The sequence below is a fragment of the Mesorhizobium sp. B2-3-13 genome (assembly GCF_006442195.1).
Taxonomy (GTDB): Bacteria; Pseudomonadota; Alphaproteobacteria; order Rhizobiales; family Rhizobiaceae; genus Mesorhizobium; species Mesorhizobium salmacidum.
The window spans coordinates 33,892-56,667 of sequence record NZ_VFVQ01000017.1; the positions used below are offsets into that span (position 1 = coordinate 33,892).

Here is a 22,776-nt window from a genome sequence, read left to right on the forward strand (position 1 = left end):
ATGGCTACTCAGCAGACCCGTTCGCTTGCCCGATTCATGATGGCGCCATCCGTGGTGCTGCTGCTGGTCTGGATGGTTGTTCCGCTCGCTCTCACGCTGTGGTTCTCCTTCCAGCAGTACAATCCGCTTAATCCGATGCGCGATGGCTTCGTCGGCCTCTCGAACTACGCGCTGTTCTATTCCAACCCGGCTTTCCTGCAGTCGATCCTCAACACGCTTGTCCTGGTGGTCAGCGTGCTGCTGATCACGGTGATCGGCGGCATCCTGCTGGCGCTGCTCATCGATCAGCCGATGTGGGGCCAGGGGATCGTGCGCATTCTCGTCATCTCGCCGTTCTTCGTCATGCCGCCGGTGGCAGCGCTGGTGTGGAAGAACATGATCATGCACCCGCAATATGGCGTCTTCGCCGACATAGCCCGCTTCTTCGGCGCGCAACCGATCGACTGGTTCGGGCAGCATCCGATGACGGCGATCATCATCATCGTCGCCTGGCAGTGGCTGCCTTTCGCGACTTTGATCCTCCTGACCTCGCTGCAGTCGCTCGACGGCGAGCAGAAGGAGGCCGCCGAGATGGATGGCGCCGGCTTCATCAGCCGCTTCATCTATCTGACGCTGCCCCACATGTCGCGGGCGATTACCGTGGTCATCCTGATCCAGACGATCTTCCTGCTTTCCGTCTATGCCGAGATCCTGGTCACCACCAATGGCGGCCCGGGCTATGCCTCCACCAACCTGCCCTTCCTTGTCTACCAGAAGGCGTTGCTGGAGTTCAAAATCGGCCAGGCATCCGCGGGCGGTGTGATCGCCGTCATTCTCGCCAACATCGTCGCCTTCTTCGCCATGCGCGCCGTCGGCAAGAACCTGGACAAGTAAGGGAGGTCAAGATGGCACGTGCGCTGAACCACCCCCACTTCGTCCCGCTGCGCGGGACACCTCTCCCCCGGCCCGGGGGAGAGGAAATGCCTGCATCGAAGCTGCGCCCTTCCTCTACCCCGTCGATCGGGGAAGAGGTGGTTTGTGCAGCAAACCGGAGTGGGGGTCGACCCTGCCGCCACCATCGCCGATACGGGAGAACCTGATCATGGCACGCGCAGTCACCACCCAGCACAAGACAATCGCGACCGTCGCCGCCTGGATCGTCGCCCTGCTGATTTTCTTCCCGATCCTCTATACGATCATCACCTCGTTCAAGTCGGAACAGGAGGCGATCCAGGGCTTCAACCTGATCCCGTCGGGGACCTTCGAAAGCTATGCCGAAGTCCAGGCGCAGAGCGGCTATTTCAAGTTCTTCCTGAACTCGGTGCTGCTCTCCGTCGGCTCGACCATCCTGGCGCTGCTGGTCGCGATTCCGGCGGCTTGGTCGATGGCGTTTTCGCCGACCAAGCGGACCAAGGACATCCTCATGTGGATGCTGTCCACCAAGATGATGCCCGCGGTTGCCGTGCTGTTTCCGATCTACCTGATCTTCCGCAATCTCGGCCTGCTGGACTCGCGCCTCGGCCTGATGGTCATGCTGATGCTGATCAACCTGCCGATCGTGGTGTGGATGCTCTACACCTACTTCCGCGAGATCCCCGGCGAGATCCTGGAAGCGGCTCGCATGGACGGCGCGTCGCTGTGGAACGAGATCATCTACGTGTTGACGCCGATGGCGGTGCCGGGCATCGCCTCGACCATGCTGCTCAACATCATTCTGGCCTGGAACGAGGCATTCTGGACCATCCGGCTGACCACCACGGACGCTGCTCCGCTGACCGCCTTCATCAGCTCCTTCTCCAGCCCGCAAGGCCTGTTCTGGGCCAAGCTTTCGGCGGCCTCGACGCTGGCCATCGCGCCGATCCTGATCATGGGCTGGTTCAGCCAGAAGCAGCTGGTGCGCGGCCTGACCTTTGGTGCGGTGAAGTAACGGAAATTGCCTGAAGCAATCGGCGAAAAATAGCTCTCGGGGAGGAAACCATGGGAAACATCACGCTCAAGAACGTCTCCAAATCGTTTGGATCGACGTCCATCATCCCCGGTCTCGACCTGGTGATCGAGAATGGCGAGTTCGTCGTCTTCGTCGGCCCGTCGGGCTGCGGCAAGTCGACATTGCTGCGGCTGATCGCCGGCCTCGAAGACACCAGCGGTGGCACCATCAACATCGATGGCCGTGACGTCACCGGCGAGGCGCCGGCCAAGCGCAAGCTCGCCATGGTGTTCCAGTCCTATGCGCTTTATCCGCACATGACGGTTGCCAAGAACATCGCCTTTCCGCTGAAGATGGCAGGCGAGGACCAGGCGACCATCGACAGGAAGGTGAAGGACGCGGCGCGCGTGCTCAATCTCACCAACTATCTCGAACGCCGTCCCGGCCAGCTCTCCGGCGGTCAGCGCCAGCGCGTCGCCATCGGCCGCGCCATCGTGCGCCAGCCCTCGGCCTTCCTGTTCGACGAACCGCTGTCCAACCTCGACGCGGCACTGCGCGGCACCATGCGGCTCGAGATCAGCGAGCTGCACCACCAGCTCAAGACGACGATGATCTACGTCACCCACGACCAGGTCGAGGCCATGACCATGGCCGACAAGATCGTCGTCTTGAACGCTGGCAACATCGAGCAGGTCGGCTCGCCGATGGAGCTCTACAAGACGCCGCGCAACCTGTTCGTCGCCGGCTTCATCGGCTCGCCGAAGATGAACCTGATCGAGGGCGCGCCGGCTGACAAATACCGCGCGAAGACGATCGGCATCCGGCCCGAACATATGCAGATCTCGACCACGGCGGGCGACTGGAAGGCGACGGTCGGCGTTGCCGAGCATCTGGGCTCCGACACGTTTCTGCATGTCCAGGCCGATGGCGTCGGACCGCTGACGGTGCGCGCCGACGGCGAACTGGCCGTGCATCATGGCGACACGATCTACCTTACACCCGACAAGGCCAAGCTGCATCGCTTCGGCGCTGACGGCAAGGCGATGGCCCAGTGAGGGTGGGGTAGTGAGGCTGAAAGGCAAATCGGCGCTGATCACCGGGTCGGCGCGCGGCATCGGCAAAGCCTTCGCCGAAGCCTATGTGCGCGAAGGCGCCACGGTGGCGATTGCCGATATCAACCTTGAAGCCGCCGAGAAAACGGCGGCCGCGATCGGCGACAACGCCTATGCCGTCAAGCTCGACGTCACCGACCAGGCATCCATCGAGGCTGCGGTCAAAGCGGTGGAGAGCAAAACCGGCGGTCTGGACATCCTGATCAACAACGCCGCTCTGTTTGACCTGGCGCCGATCGTGGAGATCTCTCGGGCGAGCTACGAAAAGCTTTTCTCCGTCAATGTCGCCGGCACGTTGTTTATGCTGCAGGCAGCCGCCCGCTCGATGATCGCGCGGGGCAAGGGCGGCAGGATCATCAACATGGCGAGCCAGGCCGGGCGTCGCGGCGAGCCGCTGGTCGCGGTCTACTGCGCCACCAAAGCCGCGGTCATCTCGCTGACGCAGTCGGCCGGGCTCGACCTGATCAAGCACCGCATCAATGTCAACGGCATCGCGCCCGGCGTCGTCGACAGCGACATGTGGGACGAGGTCGATGCCCTGTTCGCCAAATACGAGAACCGGCCGAAAGGCGAAAAGAAACGGCTGGTCGGCGAAGGCGTGCCGTATGGCCGCATGGGCAAGCCGGAAGACCTCGCAGGCATGGCCGTGTTTCTCGCCAGTGACGAGGCCGAATACATCGTCGCCCAGACCTACAACGTCGATGGCGGCCAATGGATGAGTTGAAAAGGACGAGTTGAGGGGGAAGGCGCTTCTCTCATTTCCTCCGGAGAAGACGCCACGGGGGCGGATGAGGGGCAGCATACTGGAAAACCAGGTGCGGCCCCTCATCCTCGCCCTCCCGAAGGAGGCGAAACAGTCGGGCTGCAAATCGGCCAAAGGGTAAAGCAGATGACCGTGAAACTCTCTTCCTCGAGCCTCGCCACGCTTCCGTCCAAGGTCGCAGGTCCGAACTATGACCGGTCGGCGTTGAAAGCCGGCATCGTGCATTTCGGTGTCGGCAATTTTCACCGGTCACATCAGGCCGTCTATCTCGACGACCTGTTCGGTCAAGGCGTCGGTCATGATTGGGCGCTGGTCGGCGCCGGCGTGTTCGACGGCGAGAAGATCGGCCGCGGCAAGCTCGAAGAGCAGGACTGGCTGACCACGGTTGTCGAGCAGGACGAGGGCCATATGAGTGCCCGCGTCACCGGCGCGATGATCGATTTCCTGATGCCGGGCGATGCGGCCGGTATCATCGATCGCCTTGCCGACCCGGCCATCAGGATCGTATCGCTGACCATCACCGAAGGCGGCTATTTCATCGATCCGGCCTCCGGCGTGTTCAATCCGACCCATCCCGATATCGTCGCCGACGCCCAGCCGGGCGCCACGCCGAAAACCGTATTCGGCATCATCCTGGCCGGGCTGGCGCGACGCCGCCAGGATGGCATCGTGCCGTTCACGGTCATGTCCTGCGACAACATCCCCCACAACGGCCATGTCACGTCGGATGGCGTTATCGGCCTCGCCCGCCTGATCGACGAGGATTTGGCGAGCTGGGTCAGCGACCACGTCGCCTTCCCGAACGCCATGGTCGACCGCATCACACCGGCAACCAGCGACCGTGAGCGCAAGATCCTTGCCGATGATTTCGGCCTCGAGGACAATTGGCCGGTGTTCTGCGAGCCGTTCCGGCAATGGGTGCTGGAAGACCATTTCACCGATGGCCGCCCGCCGCTGGAAAAGGTCGGCGTGCAGTTCGTCAGGGACGTCGCCCCTTACGAGCTGATGAAGATCCGCATCCTCAATGGCGGCCACGCCACCATCGCCTATCCGGCCGGGCTGATGGACATCCACTTCGTCCATGAGGCGATGCAGGAGCCGCTGGTGCTCGGTTTTCTCGACAAGCTCGAGCATGACGAGATCATCCCGACAGTGCCGCCGGTGCCGGACACGGTGCTGGAAGATTATTACCAGCTCATCGAGAAGCGCTTCTCCAATCCCAAGATCGGCGACACGGTGCGCCGCCTCTGCCTCGACGGCTCCAACCGCCAGCCGAAATTCATCATCCCGACCATCGCCGACCGGCTGAAGGCCGGCAAAGGCGTTGCCGGTCTGGCGCTGGAATCGGCGCTGTGGTGCCGCTACTGCTTCGGCACGACGGACAGCGGGGCGGTCATCGAGCCCAACGACCCGAGCTGGGACCGGCTGCAGGCAACGGCAAAGGCGGCAAAGGACGCGCCCGCCGCCTGGCTTGCCATGGACGATATCTATGGCGATGTCGGCCGCGCCACGGCCTTCGTCGACGCCTTCGTCCACGCGCTCAACGTGCTCTGGGCCAATGGCACCCGCGCCACGCTGACGCGCTATCTCGCCGGCAAGCTCTGAGAGCCAGCCGGCATCATGACGCCTGAACTGGTCATCTTCGACTGCGACGGCGTGCTGGTCGACAGCGAGGCGCTCTCCGTCTCGGCGCTGCTCGGCATGATCGAACTTGCCGGCGGCAGCGTCGGCGAAGACGCCGCCTACGAGCATTTCCTCGGCAAGAGCATGAAGAGCGTGCGCGAAATCCTCGGCCGCGACTTCGGCCTGGAGATCACCGATCAGCATCTCACCGCCATGCGCGTCGACCTCATGCGAAAGTTCCGTGAGGAGCTGAAGCCGATCGCCGGCGTCAAGGCGATGCTGCCGAAGCTCGGCCTGCCGTACTGCGTCGCTTCCTCCGGAACGCTGGAACGTATTCGTTACGCGCTCGACGTCACCGGCCTGCTCACGCTAATGGAGCCGCATCTGTTCAGCGCTGCCATGGTTGCCAGGGGCAAGCCGGCACCGGACCTTTTCCTCCACGCGGCCGCCGCCATGCGGGCGCAACCGAGAAATTGCCTGGTCATCGAGGACAGCCCGGCCGGCGTCGCGGCCGCGCTCGCGGCGGATATGCGCGTCTTCGCCTTCACCGGCGGCGCACACGCCGGCAATCCGGGATTGAAAGCGCGGCTTGCGTCGACCGAACCGGACTTTATATTCGCTGACATGCTGCAATTGCCCGATTTGATTGCAGGCCTGGAAGCGAGAGTTAGAGCATCTTGACGAAACAGTTTGTCTGCGCGGTCGATGTCGGCACCGGGAGCGCTCGCGCGGGCATTCTCGACGCCAGTGGTACCTTGCTTGGCCGCGCCGAGCGGCCGATCGCCATGAACCAGCCAAAGCCAGATCATGCCGAGCATGATTCACGCGATATCTGGGCCGCCGTCTGCACCGCCGTGCGTGCGGCGCGGGAAAAGGCCGGCGTCGCCGCCGAGCATATTGCCGGTATCTCCTTCGATGCCACCTGTTCGCTGGTCGTGCGTGACAGGCAGGGCGTCCAGCTCAGTGTGTCGACCAGCGGCGACAAGCGCTGGGATACCATTGTCTGGCTCGACCACCGTGCCATCGCCGAAGCCGACGAATGCACCGCGAGCGGCCACGAGGTGCTGAACTACATCGGGGGCGTTATGTCGCCCGAGATGGCGACGCCGAAGCTGATGTGGTTGAAGCGCAATCTGCCGAAGACGTGGAACGAAGCCGGCTATTTATTCGACCTGACCGATTTCCTGACCTGGCAGGCGACGGGCTCGCTGGCCCGCTCGCAATGCACGCTGACAGCGAAGTGGACTTATCTGGCGCACCAGGACACCGCGTGGCAGCGCGATTTCTTCGAACTCGTCGGCCTCGACGATCTTTTTGAGCACGGCAATCTGCCGGAACGGGCCAGTCCGGTCGGCGCCGATATCGGTCCGTTGACGGCGCAGGCAGCGGCAGAACTCGGTCTGACCGAAAACTGCCGGGTCGGCGCGGGCGTCATCGATGCCTATGCCGGGGCGCTTGGCGTGCTCGGTGGCTTTGCCGGCGACGACCAGAATATCGGTCGCCATCTGGCGCTGATCGCCGGCACCTCATCCTGCGTCATGGCAATGTCGCCCGACCCGCAGCCTTTCGCCGGTGTCTGGGGCCCCTATTACGGCGCCGCACTGCCGAGGCTGTGGCTGTCGGAAGGCGGTCAGTCGGCGACCGGGGCGCTGCTCGACCACATCATCCGCTGGCACGGCGCCGGCGGCGAGCCGAATGCGGCCATGCATGCCAGGATCGCCGCGCGCGTCGCCGAACTGCGCGCCGCCGAGGGCGAGAGCCTTGCCGACCGGCTGCATGTGCTGCCGGATTTCCACGGCAACCGCTCGCCGCTTGCCGACCCACATGCCGTTGGCGTCGTCAGCGGGCTGACGCTAGATTCGTCCTTCGACAGCCTGTGCAAGCTTTACTGGCGCACCGCCGTCGGCATCGCGCTCGGCGTGCGCCATGTGCTGGAGGCGCTGAACGAGAACGGCTATCTGATCGACACGCTGCATGTCACCGGCGGCCACACCAAGAACCCGCTTTTGATGGAGCTCTATGCCGACGCCACCGGCTGCACGGTGGTCGAGCCGCTGGCCGACGAGGCGGTGCTGCTCGGCACCGGCATGGTGGCGGCGACCGCCGCCGGGCTTTTCCCCGATCTCAACGCCGCCTGCCTTGCCATGCAGCAGGGTGGCAAGACACGCGCCGCCAATCCGGCGGCCGGCGTCCGCTTCGATCGCGACTACCGGATTTTCCTGGAAATGCACCGGCAGCGGCAGATGCTTGACGCGATCCGGTAGGCTTTTACGCTATTGCCTGCGCAGGGACGCGCCCGATGTCGCGTCGAACAGGTGAATGTCATTCTCCTCGAATGTATAGCGGACGGGAGCACGCACTACCGGGCAGTCGCGTGCCGGAACGAGCGCGCTGATTTCCTTGCCGCCGGAGCCGAATGTCACCAGCGCGTCATTGCCGTGGAATTCGATGAGATCGGCGGTGCCTTGCAATAGGCTGGCGGCGCCGACACCGGCCGTCTTCAGGTCCGGGGGCCGGATGCCCAGCACAGCGCGATCGCCCGGCTGGAGATGAAAGCCCGCCCCGTCTATCGAAAGCACCGTCCCGGCGCCAGTCAGCGTCCAGCCGTTCCCTGCCCGACCGACCGTCACATCGATAAAATTCATGTTCGGCGTGCCGATGAAACCGGCCACGAAAATATTGCCCGGCCGCCCGTAGATTTCCGCCGGCGAGCCGATCTGCTCGATGATGCCATCCTTGAGCAGCACGATACGGTCGGCGAGCGTCATCGCCTCCAGCTGGTCGTGCGTGACATAGACGGTGGTGGTCTTCAGCGACTGGTGCAGCCGCGCGATCTCGACGCGCATATGGTTGCGCAATTTGGCGTCGAGATTGGACAACGGCTCGTCGAACAGGAACACCTTGGGCGTCTTGATCATGGCCCGCGCGATCGCCACGCGCTGCTGCTGGCCGCCGGAGAGTTCGGCTGGCTTACGGCCGAGATAGGGGTCGAGCCCAAGCGTCCTCGACACCGCTTCGACCCGCTTGCGGATCTCGGGCGCGGGGACCTTCTGGCGCCGCAGCCCGAAGGCGATGTTGTCGAAAATGCTCATGTGCGGGTAGAGCGCGTAGTTCTGGAACACCATGGCGATACCGCGGTCGCCCGGATTGAGGTCGTTGACCACCTTGCCGCCGATCGATACCTCGCCGCCGCTGATGTCCTCCAGCCCCGCCAGCATGCGCAGCAAGGTCGACTTGCCGCAGCCGGACGGGCCGAGGAACACGACGAATTCGTGCTCCTCGATCGAGAGATTGAGATCGCGGATCACTGTGGTGGCGCCATAGGCCTTGTCGACATGGGAGCAAACGATCGCGGACATGGTCAGCCCTTTTCGCCGGTAAGCAGGATCTGCAGCTTGACGTCCTGCGGGTTGCCTTCGGCGGCCCGTTCGAACGCCTTGATGCTGTCGGCGAAATCATAGGTTCCGGTGATCAGCGGCTTGAGGTCGACCTTGCCGGAGGCGATGAGCTGCAGGGCGCGGTCGAAGATGTTGGCATAGCGGAACACCGTCTCGATGCGCACTTCCTTCGAGATCGCCGCCGGCACATTGAGGGCCACCGGTTCCACCGGCAGCCCGACCAGCACCACCGCGCCACCTGGCCGCACGACGTCGAACAGATCGGCGAAAGCCTTGGCGCTGCCGCTCGCCTCGAAGACGATGTCGGCACCCCAATTGTCGGTAGCTGCCGCGACGGCATCGACCAGCGACTGCTCGCCGACATTGACCGGCACGATGCCGGCATATTGCGCGGCGATCCTCAGCTTGGGCGCGGAAAAATCGGAAATCAGCACTTTCGAGCAACCGCCAGCAAGGGCGGCAAGGGCGACCATGATGCCGATCGGGCCGCAGCCGACGACGACGGCGACATCGCCCGGGACGATGCGGGCGCGGCTAGCCGCCTGCATCCCGATGGCGAAGGGCTCGACCATCGCGCCCTCGGCGAAGGAGACATTGTCCGGCAGCTTGTAGGTAAAGGCGGCCGGGTGCACGGCATAGGGAGCAAGGATGCCATGCACCGGCGGGGTCGCCCAAAAAGTGACGTCGGGGTCGACATTGTAGATGCCGAGCTTTGTCGCGCGCGACGACAGATTCGGTACACCCGGCTCCATGCAGACGCGGTCGCCGACCTTCAGACTCCTGACATTGGCGCCGACCTCGACGATTGTGCCCGCAGCCTCGTGGCCGAGCACCATCGGCGCCCGCACGACATAGCTGCCGATGGCGCCATGCGTGTAATAATGCACGTCGCTGCCGCAGACGCCGACCGTGTGGATGGCGATCCTGACATCGTCGGGGCCGACATCGAGCGGCAACGCGATCTCGCGCAGCGACAATTCACCTTTTTTCTCAAGCACCAAAGCCCGCATCGGGTAAGTCCTCACTTCAAGTCTTTTTTTGCCGGAAAACAGAATTCAGGAAGCCGCTGAGCACGCCGAGGAACAGCAGCGGCGGCAGCGACAGGAGCACGACCGAGGCGTTGAGAATGCCCCACGGCACGTTCATGCCTTGCTGGGAGAGTTCGGAAGCGACGATCGGCAAGGTCTTGGCGTTGGAACTCGACAGCATCAGCGCGATCAGGAATTCGTTCCAGACCAGCACGAAGCTGAAGGCGACCGCGCCGATCAGCGAGCGCGCAGCCACGGGCAGCGCGATCCGCCAGAACACCGAATAGGCGCCGTAGCCGTCGACGAAGGCGGCTTCCTCGATCTCCTTCGGCACGCCTTGGAAGGCTGGAATGGCGAGCCACATGATCACCGAGATGGTGAGCAGTGAATAGGTGACGATCAGCGCCGGCAGCGTATCGTAGAGACCGAGTTGCAGCCAGATCACCATAAGCGGGATCGCCACCGCCACCGGCGGCAGGAAGCGCAGCGACAGCACGAAGAACTGGATGTCGCCGGCCCAGCGGTTGGGATAACGCGCCACCGCGTAAGCCGCGGGCAAACCGAGCACGACGCCGATCAGTACGGCTGTGCCGCAAGCGACGACCGAATTGTAGAGGCCGGTGACGACGCTGTCGCGGCCAACTATGTAGCTGATGTTGGCAAGCGTCGGTGTGAACACCAGGCGGGGAACGCGGGTGATGATATCCACGCTATTCTTCAGCGAATTGAGCGCTGTCCACAGCAGCGGAAACGCCGCGAGGAAGCCGGCGAAGGCCAGGACGGCCTTGGCGATGATGCGGCCGAGCCTCATGCCTGCACCCGCTTCCACAGCATGGTGAAGGTGATGACGGTGGCGATCATCATCAGCACGGCCATCGCCGAGGCATAGGAAACCTTGCCGGATTCGATGAAGCCTTGCGAGAAGGCGTACATGTCGAGCGTTTCGGTCGCGACCCCCGGCCCGCCGCGGGTCATCACATAAATCAGGTCGAAGGAGCGCAGCGACTCGATCATCTTGACGAACATCAGGCTGATCAGCGGCGCCTTCAGCATCGGCAAGGTGACATAGGCATGGATCTGCCAGCGCCGGGCATGGTCGAGCCGGGCCGCCTCGATCGGCTGCGGCGGCAAGGTTTCCAAGAGCTTCAGCACGATGACCGCGAAGAACAGGCCCCACTGCCAGACATCGACCGAAGCGACGGCGAACAGCGCCGTCGACGGCTTGGACAGCGGGTCGAAGATCAGCCCGCCGGTCAGCAGCCGGTAGGGATAAGTGGCGATGCCATAGAGCGGATGATAGGCGAACTTCCACACGAAGGCCGCCGACACGCGCGGCAACAGCACCGGAATGATGAACAGCAGACAGTAGAGGTTGCGCAGGCGCGGCGAGGCGACCTCGAACATCAGCACGCCGAGCCCGATCGCCACCACCATCGTCGCGACGACAGTGACGACCTCCCACTTCACCGACACCCAGACAGCGTTGAGGAAGCGGCGGTCGGAGAACAGGTCGACAAAATTCGACAACCAGACCCAGGAATAGGCAGCCGAGCTCAGCTCGCGGTTCTGCAGAGCGATGATGATCGCGTAGAGCGTCGGCACTATCGACAGGATCAGCAGAATGACCAGTGTCGGCACGACAAAGGTGACCGGCAGGGATGAACGTCGAGGCATTGGTCTCAGGCCTTGCTGTGTCTCTGATATCCGGACATGGCGGAACCCGCGCGCGGGACAGGGCAGGCCCTCCTGCGACACACAGGTCCCGGCATTCCCAGGGAATGCCGCGAACCGCGCGCCGCAAGAGGGAGGGGCCTATTTCTTCACCAGCTCATTGGCGTAGGCCTCGAGCTCGTTAAGGCTGCCCTTGACATCGGTGCGTGTGCCGGCAATCAATTCCTCGAGGATGATGCCCCAGCGGTCGCCGAGATCCGGCCAGCGCGGATCCTGCCAGAAGTTCACCGCCGTGACTTTGCCGGTTTCGGCAAGCGCCTGGCCGAGATCGGCGCCGTAGATGTCGGCGAACTCCTTGCTGGACAGGATGCTGGTGCGGTTCAGCTCACCGAACTGGTGGGCGTCGAGCCGGCGCTTCTCATTTTCCTTCGAGGTTGCCCAGGCGATGAACAGGCCAGCGCATTTCTTCGAAGCGTCGTCGGCATTGGCCTTCGCCGCAATGGCGAGGCCGTGGCCGTAACCGCCGCCGGGAAGCGGCGAGGGCGGCGGCAGGAAGCCGATCTTGCCGACCACTTGCGAGGTCTTCGGGTCGACCGCCATGCCCGAAAGCGGCGTCGATTCGACGAGGATCGCGACCTGGCCCGACAGGAAGGCGCCGGTCGATTCGTCCCAGCTGCCGGTCTGGGTCCCCGGTGCCGAATCCCTGAACAGCTTCAGATAGGCCTCGGTCGCCTTGACGGCCGCGTCCGAATTGAAGGCCGGCTTGTCGCCGTCGAACCACTTGCCGCCATAGGCCTTGAAGAACGGCATCCAGCGCCAGACATTTGCGCCCGACCCGCGCGCGCCGCGCAGCGCGATGCCGTACATGCCCTTGTCGGCATTGGTCAGCTTCGGCACGTCGGCGATCAGCTCGTCCAGCGTCTTGGGCGGCTGGATGCCGGCGGCTTCCAGCACGTCCTTGCGGTAGACCATCAGGTCGCCGCCGCCGGTCAGCGGCGCGAACCAGACCTTGCCGTCATAGGTGGCGACCTTCTGGCGGCCCGGATCGAAGTCGGCATAGTCGTAATCAGCCGGATAATAATCGGTCAGCGGCACGATCCACTTCGACGAGGCGAAAAGCGCCACATTGGCTTCATCGACATAGTAGACGTTGTAGTTGCCGACGGTGGACGCGTCCGCGCGCGACTTGGCGCGGCGGTCGTTTTCGTTCAGGTAATCGATCTTGAAGCTCGCGCCGGAGAGCTTCTCGAACTCGGCCTTGGAGTCCTCCAGAAGCGTCAGGCCATCGCGGGGCTGCGCCAGCACCTTGACCGGTGCCGAGCAGACCGGCGCCTGCGCCAGGGCTAGGGTTGAAACGGTAGCGGAAAGCACGAAAGCTGCGCCAAGGCTGGCAGCGAGCCGAACTGGTTTCACGATCTTTTCTCCTCCAGGAATACGTCGCAGGAAGCGCAGGTCCTCGGGTTACGCGATCCTCACCATCGCCCGAACGACATGCCACCCATCGCCAAAATGCGCAGTTGCGTTGGGCGACGCTAGAAGCCCCGTTGCAGCTGACCTGTACTTTTATGCATTGTGCAGCGCAAAAAACTGCGCCCAAGTACGGAGCGCGTCACATGAGTATCGATCTGGTCCAAAACGATGATTCAGGATGCGCTTATGCGCGCATCGCCAGGCGCTGCCGCGACAGCTTGCGATAGGATGACGGCGTCATCTTGTGCTTGCGCAGGAAGGCGCGGTTGAAGTTGGAGATGTTCATGTAGCCGACCTGGAAACAGATGTCGGTGATCGGAATATCGGTGTCGGCCAGGAGCTTGCACGCCTGCCACAGCCTGAGCTTGGCAAGATGGTCGCTGAAGGAGTTGCCGGTGTTCTTCTGGAAGAAGCGCGAGAAGGTGCTTTCGCTCATGCCGGCCAGCTCGGCCACCTCAGGCAGCTTCAGATCTTCGGCGAAATGCTGGAACAGATAGGTCAGCGTGCGCTGGACGATGTCGAGCGACGCGGCGTCTAGGACCGGCTGGAAGTCCGGCGACGACAACAGCTCATACTCGTCGGTCCTGGCCAGAAGATCGACCAGTTCGAGGAACAGGCAGAACCGGGCCAACCCATGCACCGTGCCCATCCGTTCCATGAGCGCGGCGCCTTCAAGCGCGGTCCCGCCGTGGAAGACGATGCCGCGCAGAGACCGTTCCAGGAACGGCTCCAGTTCGCGCAGTTCGGGCAGCATGTCAGCCGACCCGCGCAGCCGCTCGGGATCGAATTGCAGCACGATGTCGCGGCCATCGATCAATTCGCCCGGCTGCACCGCGGTGACCCAGTCATGCGGCAGGCCGCCGCCGACGATGGTGAGGTAGCCCGGCCCGAACTCGCCGATATGGTCACCGACGAGGACCACGCCGGAGGATTTCCGCAGCAGATGGATCTCGTACTCCGGGTGGAAGTTCCAGACATTGCGCTCCCAGGGATAGTCGTCCAGCCGCCACAGGAAACTGTCGTTCGCCTCGGTGACGATATGCTCGAAGGAAGGCGCCGTGCGCGGGATCGCTGCCGTGTTCTTTCTGCGTCTGAACGCCATCCTGCCTCCCACAATTCGCCGGTTGCCGATGTCTGATCCGTAGCAGTCCCTGGCCGGCAAGGGAACGAGGCGGCGGTTCCCGGGCAAGGCGCTGGCTCAATCTGTTCTGACGCCTCCTCCCTTGCCTTCATGTCGCATTTCGTTCAATAGACGGCGCAAACGGTGCCATTTCGTGCCGTTGCTGTGCGGCTTCCGGGCGTGGCCCGACGCGCCGTGTTCTGAAAGAGCAGGACAATGTCTGCGATCGAAGCCGGCGCTCGCGCGCCGGAAAATCTTTGGCGTCGGGAAATCAGGGCGACGCTGGCGCTGGCCTGGCCGATGGTGCTGACCAATCTCGGCCAGACGGCGATGACCGCCACCGACGTCATGATGATGGGGCGCCTCGGCGCGGACACGCTGGCCAGCGGCGCGCTTGGCGCCAACCTCTATTTCATGCCGCTGATCTTCGGCCTCGGCCTGATGCTGGCGACCTCGCCGATGATCGCCACCGAGCTTGGCCGCCGCCGCCACTCAGTGCGCGATCTGCGCCGCACCGTGCGCCAGGGCCTGTGGCTGGCGATCCTGATCGCGATCCCGATCTGGCTTGTGCTTTGGCACGGCGAGGCCATTCTGCTGGCCATGGGGCAGGAGCCCGCGCTGGCGCATCAGGCCGGCATCTATCTGCGCTGGCTGGAGTGGGCGGTGCTGCCCTTCTACGGCTATATCGTGCTGCGTTCGTTCATCTCGGCGCTGGAGCGGCCGGGTTGGGCGCTGATCATCGTGTTCGTCGCCGTCGCCTGCAACGCCTTTTTCAACTGGCTGTTCATGTTCGGCAATCTCGGTGTGCCGGCCATGGGCATCGCCGGCTCCGGTCTTGCCACCTCGCTGTCCAGCACGCTGATGTTCGTCGGCATGGCTGTCGTGGTGATGCTGGAGAAGAAATTCCGGCGCTACCATCTGTTCGGCCGTTTCTGGCGGTCCGACTGGCCGCGCTTCAAGGGCCTGCTGCGGCTCGGATTGCCGATCGCCGGCATCCTTGCCTTCGAGGTGACGATCTTCAACGCGGCAGCCCTGCTGATGGGCCTGATCGACGCGGATTCTCTGGCCGCGCACGCGATCGCCATCCAGATCGCCTCGATCTCCTTCATGGTGCCGCTCGGCCTCAACCAGGCGGTGACGGTGCGGGTCGGGCTCGCGCATGGCGCCGGCAATCCCGAGGGCGTGTCGCGCGCCGGCTGGACCGCCTTCGTCATCGGCGTCTCGTTCATGGCGCTGATGGGACTGGTGATGGTGCTTTGGCCGCATCTCCTGATCAGCGCCTTCATCGACCTCGGCAATCCGGCCAATGCCAGGGTGATCGCGCTTGCCGTGTCGTTCCTGGTGTTTGCTGCCCTGTTCCAGGTCTTCGACGGCGCGCAGGCGGTTGCCGCCGGCATGCTGCGCGGCCTGCACGACACCAAGGTGCCGATGATCTATGCCGCGATTGGTTACTGGGGCGTCGGCCTGCCGCTTGGCGTGCTGCTGGCCTTCCATTTCGGCTTCCACGGCGTCGGCATCTGGATCGGCCTGTCGTCGGGACTGGCCGTGGTGGCGGCCCTGCTCCTGGCACGCTGGCTACGGCGCGACCGCATCGCGCCGTCGCTGGCGCTCGGGCACTGAACGCAAGACGGCCGTCGGTTCGGCGGTCGCTCGTCCCAACATTGTGGCGCATCAAATGGCGCCTTCAGAACTGCCGCGAAACGACCGCTGGGCACGAAGGTCAGGTCGGCGGCTGGACGAGCAACGGCAGGACTTCGGTTCAGGCTGAGTCTCCGCGCCCTTGGCGTCCAAACTGCATTCCCGGAATAGAATTCCATCTTTCGACGCAGGCGGGCAACCTTTCCTGCACGATGACGTTTCGAGGGATGATCGTTGCATACGATCGACGTAAAGCGTGAGGAGATGAGAAATGAACTTCAAAATGCTCACTATGAGCGCGATGGCGATCGCAATGATAACTGGATCGGCTCTGGCCGCTTCCAGCGGCGGGACCTCCGCGCTCGACGACCCGGCAAAGATGTCGCCGTTCTTCACCGATGCCGGCATGAAAACACTAAGGTCGGAAGCGGATTTCAAGACCGCATGGATGTCCATGAAGCCAGATGAACAGAAGGCGGTGTTGAAAGACTGCGGCGACGCCACGATCAACAAGTCGCATGCGGATTTCTGCGCGATGGCCAAGAAGATGGGTGGCTGAATTTGGGGGAAAGGCGGCCGTTTCGCGCCGCCTTTTGGCCACAGACGCCGTTTGAAGGTACCGGTAAGAGCGCCTATGGTGCCTCGAATGGAGGCGGCGAATGGCGTTCACCGTTATTTGGTATGGAAGACAGGGCATCATCGACAAGGTGATCTTTGACGCCGAAAAGGTGGCAAAAGATCACGCAATCTCCATGTTTCAGACCCGAAGGGGTGACGAGGGGATCATTTGCGTTGAAGTTCGCAAGGACAATGGCACTGTCGTCTTCAGCCATGCTGAAAATTAGGATGGCTACTTACCTAACAGACTCATCGAAGCCAACATGTCCGTCACATCGCCAACAATGTGACAGGACCGATTGTGGTGGTATCGCCCTGGATCCAACTCCACTGCCAACGCGAATGATTGGCCGAGCTCGAAGACCACCCCGATGCCGTCGTAATCTCCCGCCTAGTTGACCGTCCGCTCTAAGGAACTCGCAGATGTCGTCTGAACGGCTGGGATGCGGCGCAAAGCTGTCATCCGTGCCCAAATGGAGCATTCAAGCGCTCTAACAGCACACAGCTTCCCAGCTTGCGGTCGCGTCGATGTTGGTCAACACAACATGCTCGCGGTTCAGCGCGTCAATGTCTGCTTCTCCAGCGACCGCGCATATTGCGTCAGCGGGAAGCACATGACGAAGAAGATCAGCGCCACCAGCCCATAGACCTTGAATGGCTCGAAGGTGGCGTTGTTGATGGCATTCGAAGTCCGCACCAATTCCTCGAAGCCGATGATCGAGGTCAGCGCGGTCGATTTGATCAGCTGCACCAGGAAGCCGACCGTCGGCGCGCGTGTGATCGAGAACGCCTGGGGCAGGATGATCAGCCTGAGTTCCTGCAGATAGTGCAGGCCGAGGCTGGCGCCGGCGTCCCACTGGCCCAATGGCAGCGCATCGACACCGGAGCGCCAGATTTCGGCGAGATAGGCGCTGGCGAAGAAGGTCAGGCCGAGCACCGCCGCGGTCCAGGGCTCGATGCGCAGGCCGAGCATCGGCAGGCCGAAGAACATCAGGAACAGCTGCATCAGAAGCGGCGTTCCCTGGAACAGGGCGATGTAGCCGGAGGCAAGGCGCCGGCTCCATTTGTTCTTGGCGATCCTCAGGAACAGCACCGCCATTCCGACCACCGCGCCGCCGACGAAGGCGGCCAGCGACAAAAGCACCGTCCAGCGCGCGGCAAGCAGAAGGTTGCGCACGATGTCCCAGAGCGTGAACTCGATCATGACACGCCCGCTCCGAGCGCGCGGCGTCCGCCTGACACCAGCAGCCGCCGCAAGGCCATTGACATCAAGAGATAGACCAGCGTCACGACGAAATAGGTCTCGAACGAGCGAAAAGTGCGCGCCTGCAGCATGTCCGCCTCATAGGTCAGCTCGCGCACCGCGATCTGCGACACCACGGCGGATTCCAGCATCATGATGACGATCTGGCTGGTCAGCGCGGGATAGATGATCTTGAGCGCCTGCGGCAGCACGATCTTGATGAATACCTGGCGCGGCCTCAGCCCGAGCGCCAGCGCCGCTTCCGTCTGCCCGTTCGGCACCGCGTCGAGCCCGGCGCCGACGATCTCGATCGTGTAGGCCGCCATGTTGAGCGTCATCGCCAGCATGGCGGCCAGGATCGGGTCAAGCCTGATGCCGAGGCTCGGCAGGCCGAAGAAGATGAAGAACAGCTGCACAAGGAACGGCGTGTTGCGCATCACCTCGACATACCAGGCGATGGCCCGGCGCAGCAGCGCGGGGCCGTTTCGCCGCCCGGCAGCACCGAGGATGCTGAGCAGCGTTCCCGCCAGCGTGGTGACGGCGATCAAAAGGATCGTCGTCGCCGCGCCGTGCGCGATGTCGCCCACGGCACCTGGAAGCCAGCCGAAGGCCACGGAAAACTCAATCCTTGAGGTTGTCGGGGTTGAGCGGCGTCTTCAGCCAGGCCTTCGAGCTTTCGTCCAGCTTGCCGTCGGCCAACATTTTGGCGACGGCGTCGTTGACCGCCTTCTTGAGGGCGTCCTCGTTCTTGTTGAGGCCGATATGCGAGGGCGAGGTCAGAAGCTGGAACTTCTGCTCGGGCTTGAGCACGTCCTGCTTGGCCAGCACCTGCGCGCCGACGTCGTTGCCGACGACCATCAGCTGGGTCTGGCCGGAGATGAAGGCCTGGATCACCGAATTGTAGTTGTCGAAGCGCTTGATGTCGGCCGATCCGGGTGCTGCCTCGGTGAGCGAGGTATCTTCCAGCGTGCCGCGATTGACGGCGATCGACTTGCCGGCAAGATCTTCCTTGCCTTTGACCGACATCGCCGCCGGACCGATCACCGCGATGTAATAGGGCGCGTAGGCGGCGGCGAAGTCGATGACCTGCTCGCGCTCCTTCGAGTAGCCGACGCTCATCAGGATATCGACGCGATGATCGTTCAAATAGGGGATGCGGTTCTGGCCGGTGACGGCGATCGGATTGAGCTTCACCTTGAGCGTGTCGGCGATGTACTGCGCGACGTCCATGTCATAGCCCTTGAGGCTCATGTCTGCGCTGGCCGAGGAGAAGGGCGGGAAATCGGCGAAGACGCCGACATTGATGGTGCCGGCCTTGGTGATATCGGCCAGCGCGTCAGCCTTGGCCGCCTGTGTGCCAAGGCTGAAACCTGCCGCGCCCAGGACCAGGACGGCGGCGATGGATGATTTGAATGTCGAGCGGATTGTCATTGTCATTCCCCTTCTGGAAGCTTTTTGATTGTTTGGGCCGGCCGCCGGCTCCAGCGCGGCGGCCGCCTTGCTTTGATCGTCAGGCGCCCTTGCTTCTGAGGGCCGGGCTGAACACCATCAGGCTCAGGATCTCGAACAGCACCTGGGCGCCGGCATGCGCGGTGTTGGTGGTCGCGTCATATTGCGGCGCCACCTCGACGACGTCGCCGCCGACGATGTTGAGGCCCTTGAGGCCGCGCAGCAGTTCAAGCACTTCGCGTGTCGTCAGCCCGCCGACTTCCGGCGTGCCCGTGCCCGGCGCGAAGGCCGGGTCGACGCTGTCGATGTCGAAAGACACATAGGTCGGGCCATCGCCGACTATTCTGCGCGCCTTCTCGATGATGGCTGGAATGCCGAGTCCGGTCACCTCCTCGGCATGGACCACGGTCATGCCGGATTCGTAGGTGAACTCCCACAAATATTCGGCCGAGCCGCGGATGCCGATCTGGATGGTGCGCGTCGGATCGAGCACGCCATCGAGCACAGCGTTGCGGAAGGGGCCGCCATGGTGGAATTTGGTCAGGTCGAACAGGCCGCTGGTGTCGCAATGGGCGTCGATGTGAATCAGGCCGACCGGCGCCTTCTTGCCGACCGCCTTCAGGATCGGGTGCGTGATCGAGTGGTCGCCGCCGACCGACAGCGGAATGACACCGGCGTCGACGATCTGGTTGATGCGCCGCTCGATATCCTCATGGCTGGTCTCCAGCCGGTAGCGGCTCTGGAACGGAACGTCGCCGATGTCGGCCACCCTGAGCTCATGCGTCGGCGCGCATTCCAGCACATGGTTGTAGGGGCCGATGCGCTCGATGGCCCGCAATGCGCGCGGCCCGAAGCGCGAGCCCGGCCGATTGGTGACGCCAAGATCCATCGGCACGCCAATGATCGCCACCTGCAGGTCGCCGAAGTCCGGATTTTCGGCGGCGATTTCACGATAGGGCGCGGTGAGGAAGGTCGGGATGCCGGAATAGGGCGCCAGCCGCGTGCCGCTCTTGGAAAAAATCTTGTCCGCGACCTTGCGGAATTTCGGGTCGAACATCTCGCCGCCATGGCTCTCGCCATATTTGCGACGCAGCGCGTCGAGCTTGCCGCGATCGTATCCCATATCCGCTCCTCCTCAGCCGATGCGGTGTTGCCGTCGGTGACTTCGGGCGAACCGACCGTCATCCGGCCGGGCCGCTGTCCCGCTGGCTGTCCGCAGATTTCACGTCTTGATGTTGTCTTGGGGCAAAGTGTCCGGCAGCCGCCTTGAAAAAGCAATTGATATTGTTAGGGTGTTTTCTGTGAGAAAATCTCACAATGAAGCCGAGCATCCATGGCCAAGCGCTTACCACCTCTCAACCCGCTGCGCGCCTTCGAGGCAACGGCGCGCCATGCCTCGTTGACCAAGGCTGCGAGCGAACTGAATGTCACCCATGGCGCCGTCAGCCACCAAATCAAGGCGCTGGAGCAATCGCTTGGCGTCAAGCTTTTCGAACGCGTCGGCCAGCGGGTCAAATTGACCCCGCACGGCGCCGAGCTCTTGCCTGCGGTATCGGTTGCGTTCGACGGCATCGCCGCCGCCACGCAACGGCTGACCCGACCGGCAAGCAGCGGCGCGCTGTCGGTGTCCTGCGTGCCGGCGCTGCTGCTTTTGTGGATGACGCCGAGGCTGGGCAGCTTCACCGCGCAATACCCCGACATCCAGCTGACGCTCATTCCCTCCAACGATCCCAGGGATATCCGAGCGCCGCATATCGATGTCTGCGTGCACTATGGCGATGGCAGCTGGGCCGATTGCTGGATGCGCAAATGGTCGGGCCTCGAACTGTTTCCCGTGGTCAGCCCGACGCTGATCAACAACCGGCCGATCCGCAATGTTCGCGACCTTGCCGACCATGTCTTGCTGCATGGTGACGACGGCCGCGAGTGGCACACCTGGCTGGCCGCCGCCGACGCGCTGGACCTCGAGCGCGGCCGGCGCCATCATCTCGGCGATGCGCGCATGACGGCGGAAGCCGCCGTGCACGGCCATGGCGTGGCGCTGGGCGACTCGGTGACGGCAAGCGCGCTGCTCGCCAGGGGCATGCTGGTCGCGCCGTTCAGCCTGTCGGTGCCGGCGGTCGACGACTTCTATGTCGTTTGCCGCAACGAGATGCGGGCGACGCCGATCGTGCAGGTGTTCATGGACTGGCTGTTCGCCGAGAAGGCCGGGGATGACGGCCGCGCCGACGCCCCGGTGGCGGGCCGCCTCGTCACCCGCCGCAAACGTCCCGCGCTCAAGGTGATGGGCGGTAAATCTTCGTAGCCGCACGCAGGACTTTCTTTTTGTCGGGCCAGCCTGAAAGCGGGCAGCGTTTTGGTCAATTCGATGCTATGAGGCCTGTCGCTATTGTGGTGGCAGGGCAGCGAAGGCGGTAACGAGACATGGCCAAGACCGATATTGCGCGGCGCGTCTACAACCACACCTGGAAGCTCGACCCGATCGTGCGCAGCCTGCTCGACACCGACTTCTACAAGCTTTTGATGCTGCAGATGATCTGGGGAATGTATCCCAAGGTCGACGCCACCTTCTCCCTGATCAACCGCACCACCTCGGTGCGGCTCGCCGACGAGATCGACGAGGGCGAATTGCGCGAACAGCTCGACCATGCCCGCACGCTGCGCTTCTCCAAGAAGGAGATGATCTGGCTGGGCGGCAACAATTTCTACGGCCGCAAGCAGATTTTCGATCCGGAATTCCTCGCCTGGCTGGAAGGTTTTCGACTGCCCGACTATGAGCTTTCCAAGCACGACGGACAATACGAACTGACTTTCTCCGGCCCCTGGATGTACACGACGCTGTGGGAAATCCCGGCGCTCGCCATCATCAACGAACTCCGATCTCGCGCGGCCATGCGGGCCTATGGGCCCTTCGCGCTCGACGTGCTCTACGCCCGCGCCAAGGCCAAGATGTGGGCCAAGACCGAACGGCTGAAGGCGCTGCCCGGCATCCGCATTTCCGACTTCGGCACGCGCCGGCGCCATTCCTTCCTGTGGCAACGCTGGTGCGTGGAGGCGCTGAAGGAAGGCATAGGCGAAGCGTTCACCGGCACCTCCAACGTGCTGCTGGCCATGGACAACGACCTCGAAGCGCTCGGCACCAACGCGCATGAACTGCCGATGGTGTTCGCGGCACTCGCCAATTCGGAAAAAGAGCTGAAGCAGTCGCCCTATAAGGTGCTGCAGGACTGGCAGCGCTACTATGGCGGCAATCTGCTGATCGTGCTGCCCGACGCCTTCGGCACCGCCTCCTTCCTGCGCGACGCGCCGGACTGGGTCGCCGACTGGACGGGCTTTCGCCCCGACAGCGCGCCGCCGATCGAGGGCGGCGAAAAGATCCTGTCCTGGTGGCGCGAAAGGGGCAAGGACCCCAGGCAGAAGCTGCTGATCTTCTCCGACGGGCTCGAGGTCGAAACCATCGAGGAGACCTACCGCCACTTCAAGGGCAAGGTGCGCATGTCGTTCGGCTGGGGCACCAATTTGACCAATGATTTCGAAGGCTGCGCGCCGACCGAAACCAAGAACCTCGACGCCATATCGCTGGTCTGCAAGGTCACCGAGGCCAATGGCCGGCTGGCGGTGAAGCTTTCCGACAATCCAGCCAAGGCGACCGGCGATCTCAAGGAGATCGAGCGGTATTTGAGGATTTTTGGGCAGAAGGATCGCGTGGAGCAACTGGTCAAGGTTTGAGGTTGAAG

The 22,776-nt window shown here is 63.3% G+C and carries 22 protein-coding genes; 12 read left to right on the forward strand and 10 right to left on the reverse strand.

Annotated features, from left to right (window positions below; all coding sequences use genetic code 11):
• From FJ941_RS20090 to FJ941_RS20120, 7 genes are all read left to right on the forward strand, one after another.
• Window positions 1-873 (forward strand): sugar ABC transporter permease, encoded by an 873-nt coding sequence (locus tag FJ941_RS20090; protein WP_027145411.1) that lies wholly within the window; start codon window positions 1-3, stop codon window positions 871-873.
• A gap of 208 nt (window positions 874-1,081) precedes the next feature.
• Window positions 1,082-1,906 (forward strand): carbohydrate ABC transporter permease, encoded by an 825-nt coding sequence (locus FJ941_RS20095; RefSeq protein WP_140508275.1) that lies wholly within the window; start codon window positions 1,082-1,084, stop codon window positions 1,904-1,906.
• 50 nt (window positions 1,907-1,956) lie between these two features.
• Window positions 1,957-2,961: an ABC transporter ATP-binding protein gene (locus FJ941_RS20100; RefSeq protein WP_027145409.1), complete on the forward strand. Its 1,005-nt coding sequence runs from the start codon at window positions 1,957-1,959 to the stop codon at window positions 2,959-2,961.
• A gap of 10 nt (window positions 2,962-2,971) precedes the next feature.
• Window positions 2,972-3,742, forward strand: coding sequence for an L-iditol 2-dehydrogenase (locus FJ941_RS20105; protein WP_140508277.1), 771 nt, complete (start codon window positions 2,972-2,974; stop codon window positions 3,740-3,742).
• A gap of 165 nt (window positions 3,743-3,907) precedes the next feature.
• Window positions 3,908-5,386 (forward strand): mannitol dehydrogenase family protein, encoded by a 1,479-nt coding sequence (locus tag FJ941_RS20110; protein ID WP_140508279.1) that lies wholly within the window; start codon window positions 3,908-3,910, stop codon window positions 5,384-5,386.
• 15 nt (window positions 5,387-5,401) lie between these two features.
• A complete protein-coding gene (locus FJ941_RS20115; RefSeq protein ID WP_140508281.1) occupies window positions 5,402-6,085 on the forward strand; it encodes an HAD family hydrolase in 684 nt (227 codons plus the stop codon).
• A complete protein-coding gene (locus FJ941_RS20120) occupies window positions 6,082-7,668 on the forward strand; it encodes an FGGY-family carbohydrate kinase (protein ID WP_140508283.1) in 1,587 nt (528 codons plus the stop codon). Before FJ941_RS20115 ends, FJ941_RS20120 begins: the two co-directional genes overlap by 4 nt.
• 9 nt (window positions 7,669-7,677) lie before the next feature.
• On the opposite strand, the gene ugpC is transcribed toward FJ941_RS20120, so the two are convergent.
• From ugpC to FJ941_RS20150, 6 genes are all read right to left on the reverse strand, one after another.
• Window positions 7,678-8,763 carry a sn-glycerol-3-phosphate ABC transporter ATP-binding protein UgpC gene (gene ugpC, locus FJ941_RS20125; RefSeq protein WP_140508285.1) on the reverse strand — a complete coding sequence of 362 codons (1,086 nt, stop codon included), beginning with the start codon at window positions 8,761-8,763 and terminating at the stop codon, window positions 7,678-7,680.
• A gap of 2 nt (window positions 8,764-8,765) precedes the next feature.
• Entirely contained in the window at window positions 8,766-9,812 is a 1,047-nt protein-coding gene (locus FJ941_RS20130) for an NAD(P)-dependent alcohol dehydrogenase (protein ID WP_140508287.1), read from the reverse strand.
• 16 nt (window positions 9,813-9,828) lie between these two features.
• Entirely contained in the window at window positions 9,829-10,641 is an 813-nt protein-coding gene (locus FJ941_RS20135; protein ID WP_140508289.1) for a carbohydrate ABC transporter permease, read from the reverse strand.
• Entirely contained in the window at window positions 10,638-11,504 is an 867-nt protein-coding gene (locus tag FJ941_RS20140) for a sugar ABC transporter permease (protein ID WP_140508291.1), read from the reverse strand. The genes FJ941_RS20135 and FJ941_RS20140 overlap by 4 nt, the downstream gene beginning before the upstream one ends.
• Window positions 11,505-11,642: 138 nt before the next feature.
• The gene (locus tag FJ941_RS20145) at window positions 11,643-12,914 is read right to left on the reverse strand and encodes an extracellular solute-binding protein (protein ID WP_140508293.1); all 1,272 of its coding nucleotides are present in this window, start codon (window positions 12,912-12,914) and stop codon (window positions 11,643-11,645) included.
• A gap of 241 nt (window positions 12,915-13,155) precedes the next feature.
• On the reverse strand, window positions 13,156-14,073 hold the full coding sequence (locus FJ941_RS20150) for an AraC family transcriptional regulator (RefSeq protein WP_140508295.1): 918 nt from the start codon (window positions 14,071-14,073) through the stop codon (window positions 13,156-13,158).
• 234 nt (window positions 14,074-14,307) lie between these two features.
• Here FJ941_RS20150 and FJ941_RS20155 point away from each other — a divergent pair, with 234 nt between their 5' ends.
• The 3 genes from FJ941_RS20155 (at window position 14,308) to FJ941_RS20165 (ending at window position 16,574) form a co-directional block, all read left to right on the forward strand.
• A complete protein-coding gene (locus FJ941_RS20155; RefSeq protein WP_140508297.1) occupies window positions 14,308-15,711 on the forward strand; it encodes an MATE family efflux transporter in 1,404 nt (467 codons plus the stop codon).
• A 289-nt stretch (window positions 15,712-16,000) separates the two neighbouring features.
• The gene (locus FJ941_RS20160; RefSeq protein ID WP_140508299.1) at window positions 16,001-16,288 is read left to right on the forward strand and encodes a hypothetical protein; all 288 of its coding nucleotides are present in this window, start codon (window positions 16,001-16,003) and stop codon (window positions 16,286-16,288) included.
• Between the two features lie 100 nt (window positions 16,289-16,388).
• A complete protein-coding gene (locus FJ941_RS20165) occupies window positions 16,389-16,574 on the forward strand; it encodes a hypothetical protein (protein ID WP_023781604.1) in 186 nt (61 codons plus the stop codon).
• A gap of 329 nt (window positions 16,575-16,903) precedes the next feature.
• Here FJ941_RS20165 and FJ941_RS20170 read toward each other — a convergent pair whose 3' ends face one another.
• The 4 genes from FJ941_RS20170 to speB form a co-directional block, all read right to left on the reverse strand.
• On the reverse strand, window positions 16,904-17,551 hold the full coding sequence (locus FJ941_RS20170) for an amino acid ABC transporter permease (protein ID WP_140508301.1): 648 nt from the start codon (window positions 17,549-17,551) through the stop codon (window positions 16,904-16,906).
• Window positions 17,548-18,216, reverse strand: a complete 669-nt coding sequence (locus tag FJ941_RS20175; RefSeq protein ID WP_181166576.1) for an amino acid ABC transporter permease — start codon at window positions 18,214-18,216, stop codon at window positions 17,548-17,550. The genes FJ941_RS20170 and FJ941_RS20175 overlap by 4 nt, the downstream gene beginning before the upstream one ends.
• Window positions 18,212-19,021 (reverse strand): transporter substrate-binding domain-containing protein, encoded by an 810-nt coding sequence (locus FJ941_RS20180; RefSeq protein WP_140508305.1) that lies wholly within the window; start codon window positions 19,019-19,021, stop codon window positions 18,212-18,214. Before FJ941_RS20180 ends, FJ941_RS20175 begins: the two co-directional genes overlap by 5 nt.
• A gap of 79 nt (window positions 19,022-19,100) precedes the next feature.
• Window positions 19,101-20,162 (reverse strand): agmatinase, encoded by a 1,062-nt coding sequence (speB, locus tag FJ941_RS20185; RefSeq protein WP_140508307.1) that lies wholly within the window; start codon window positions 20,160-20,162, stop codon window positions 19,101-19,103.
• Between the two features lie 210 nt (window positions 20,163-20,372).
• Between speB and gcvA the strand changes: the two genes are divergently transcribed.
• Window positions 20,373-21,344, forward strand: a complete 972-nt coding sequence (gene gcvA / locus FJ941_RS20190) for a transcriptional regulator GcvA (RefSeq protein ID WP_140508309.1) — start codon at window positions 20,373-20,375, stop codon at window positions 21,342-21,344.
• 119 nt (window positions 21,345-21,463) lie between these two features.
• On the forward strand, window positions 21,464-22,768 hold the full coding sequence (gene pncB / locus FJ941_RS20195) for a nicotinate phosphoribosyltransferase (RefSeq protein ID WP_140508311.1): 1,305 nt from the start codon (window positions 21,464-21,466) through the stop codon (window positions 22,766-22,768).
• Window positions 22,769-22,776 lie beyond the last annotated feature (8 nt).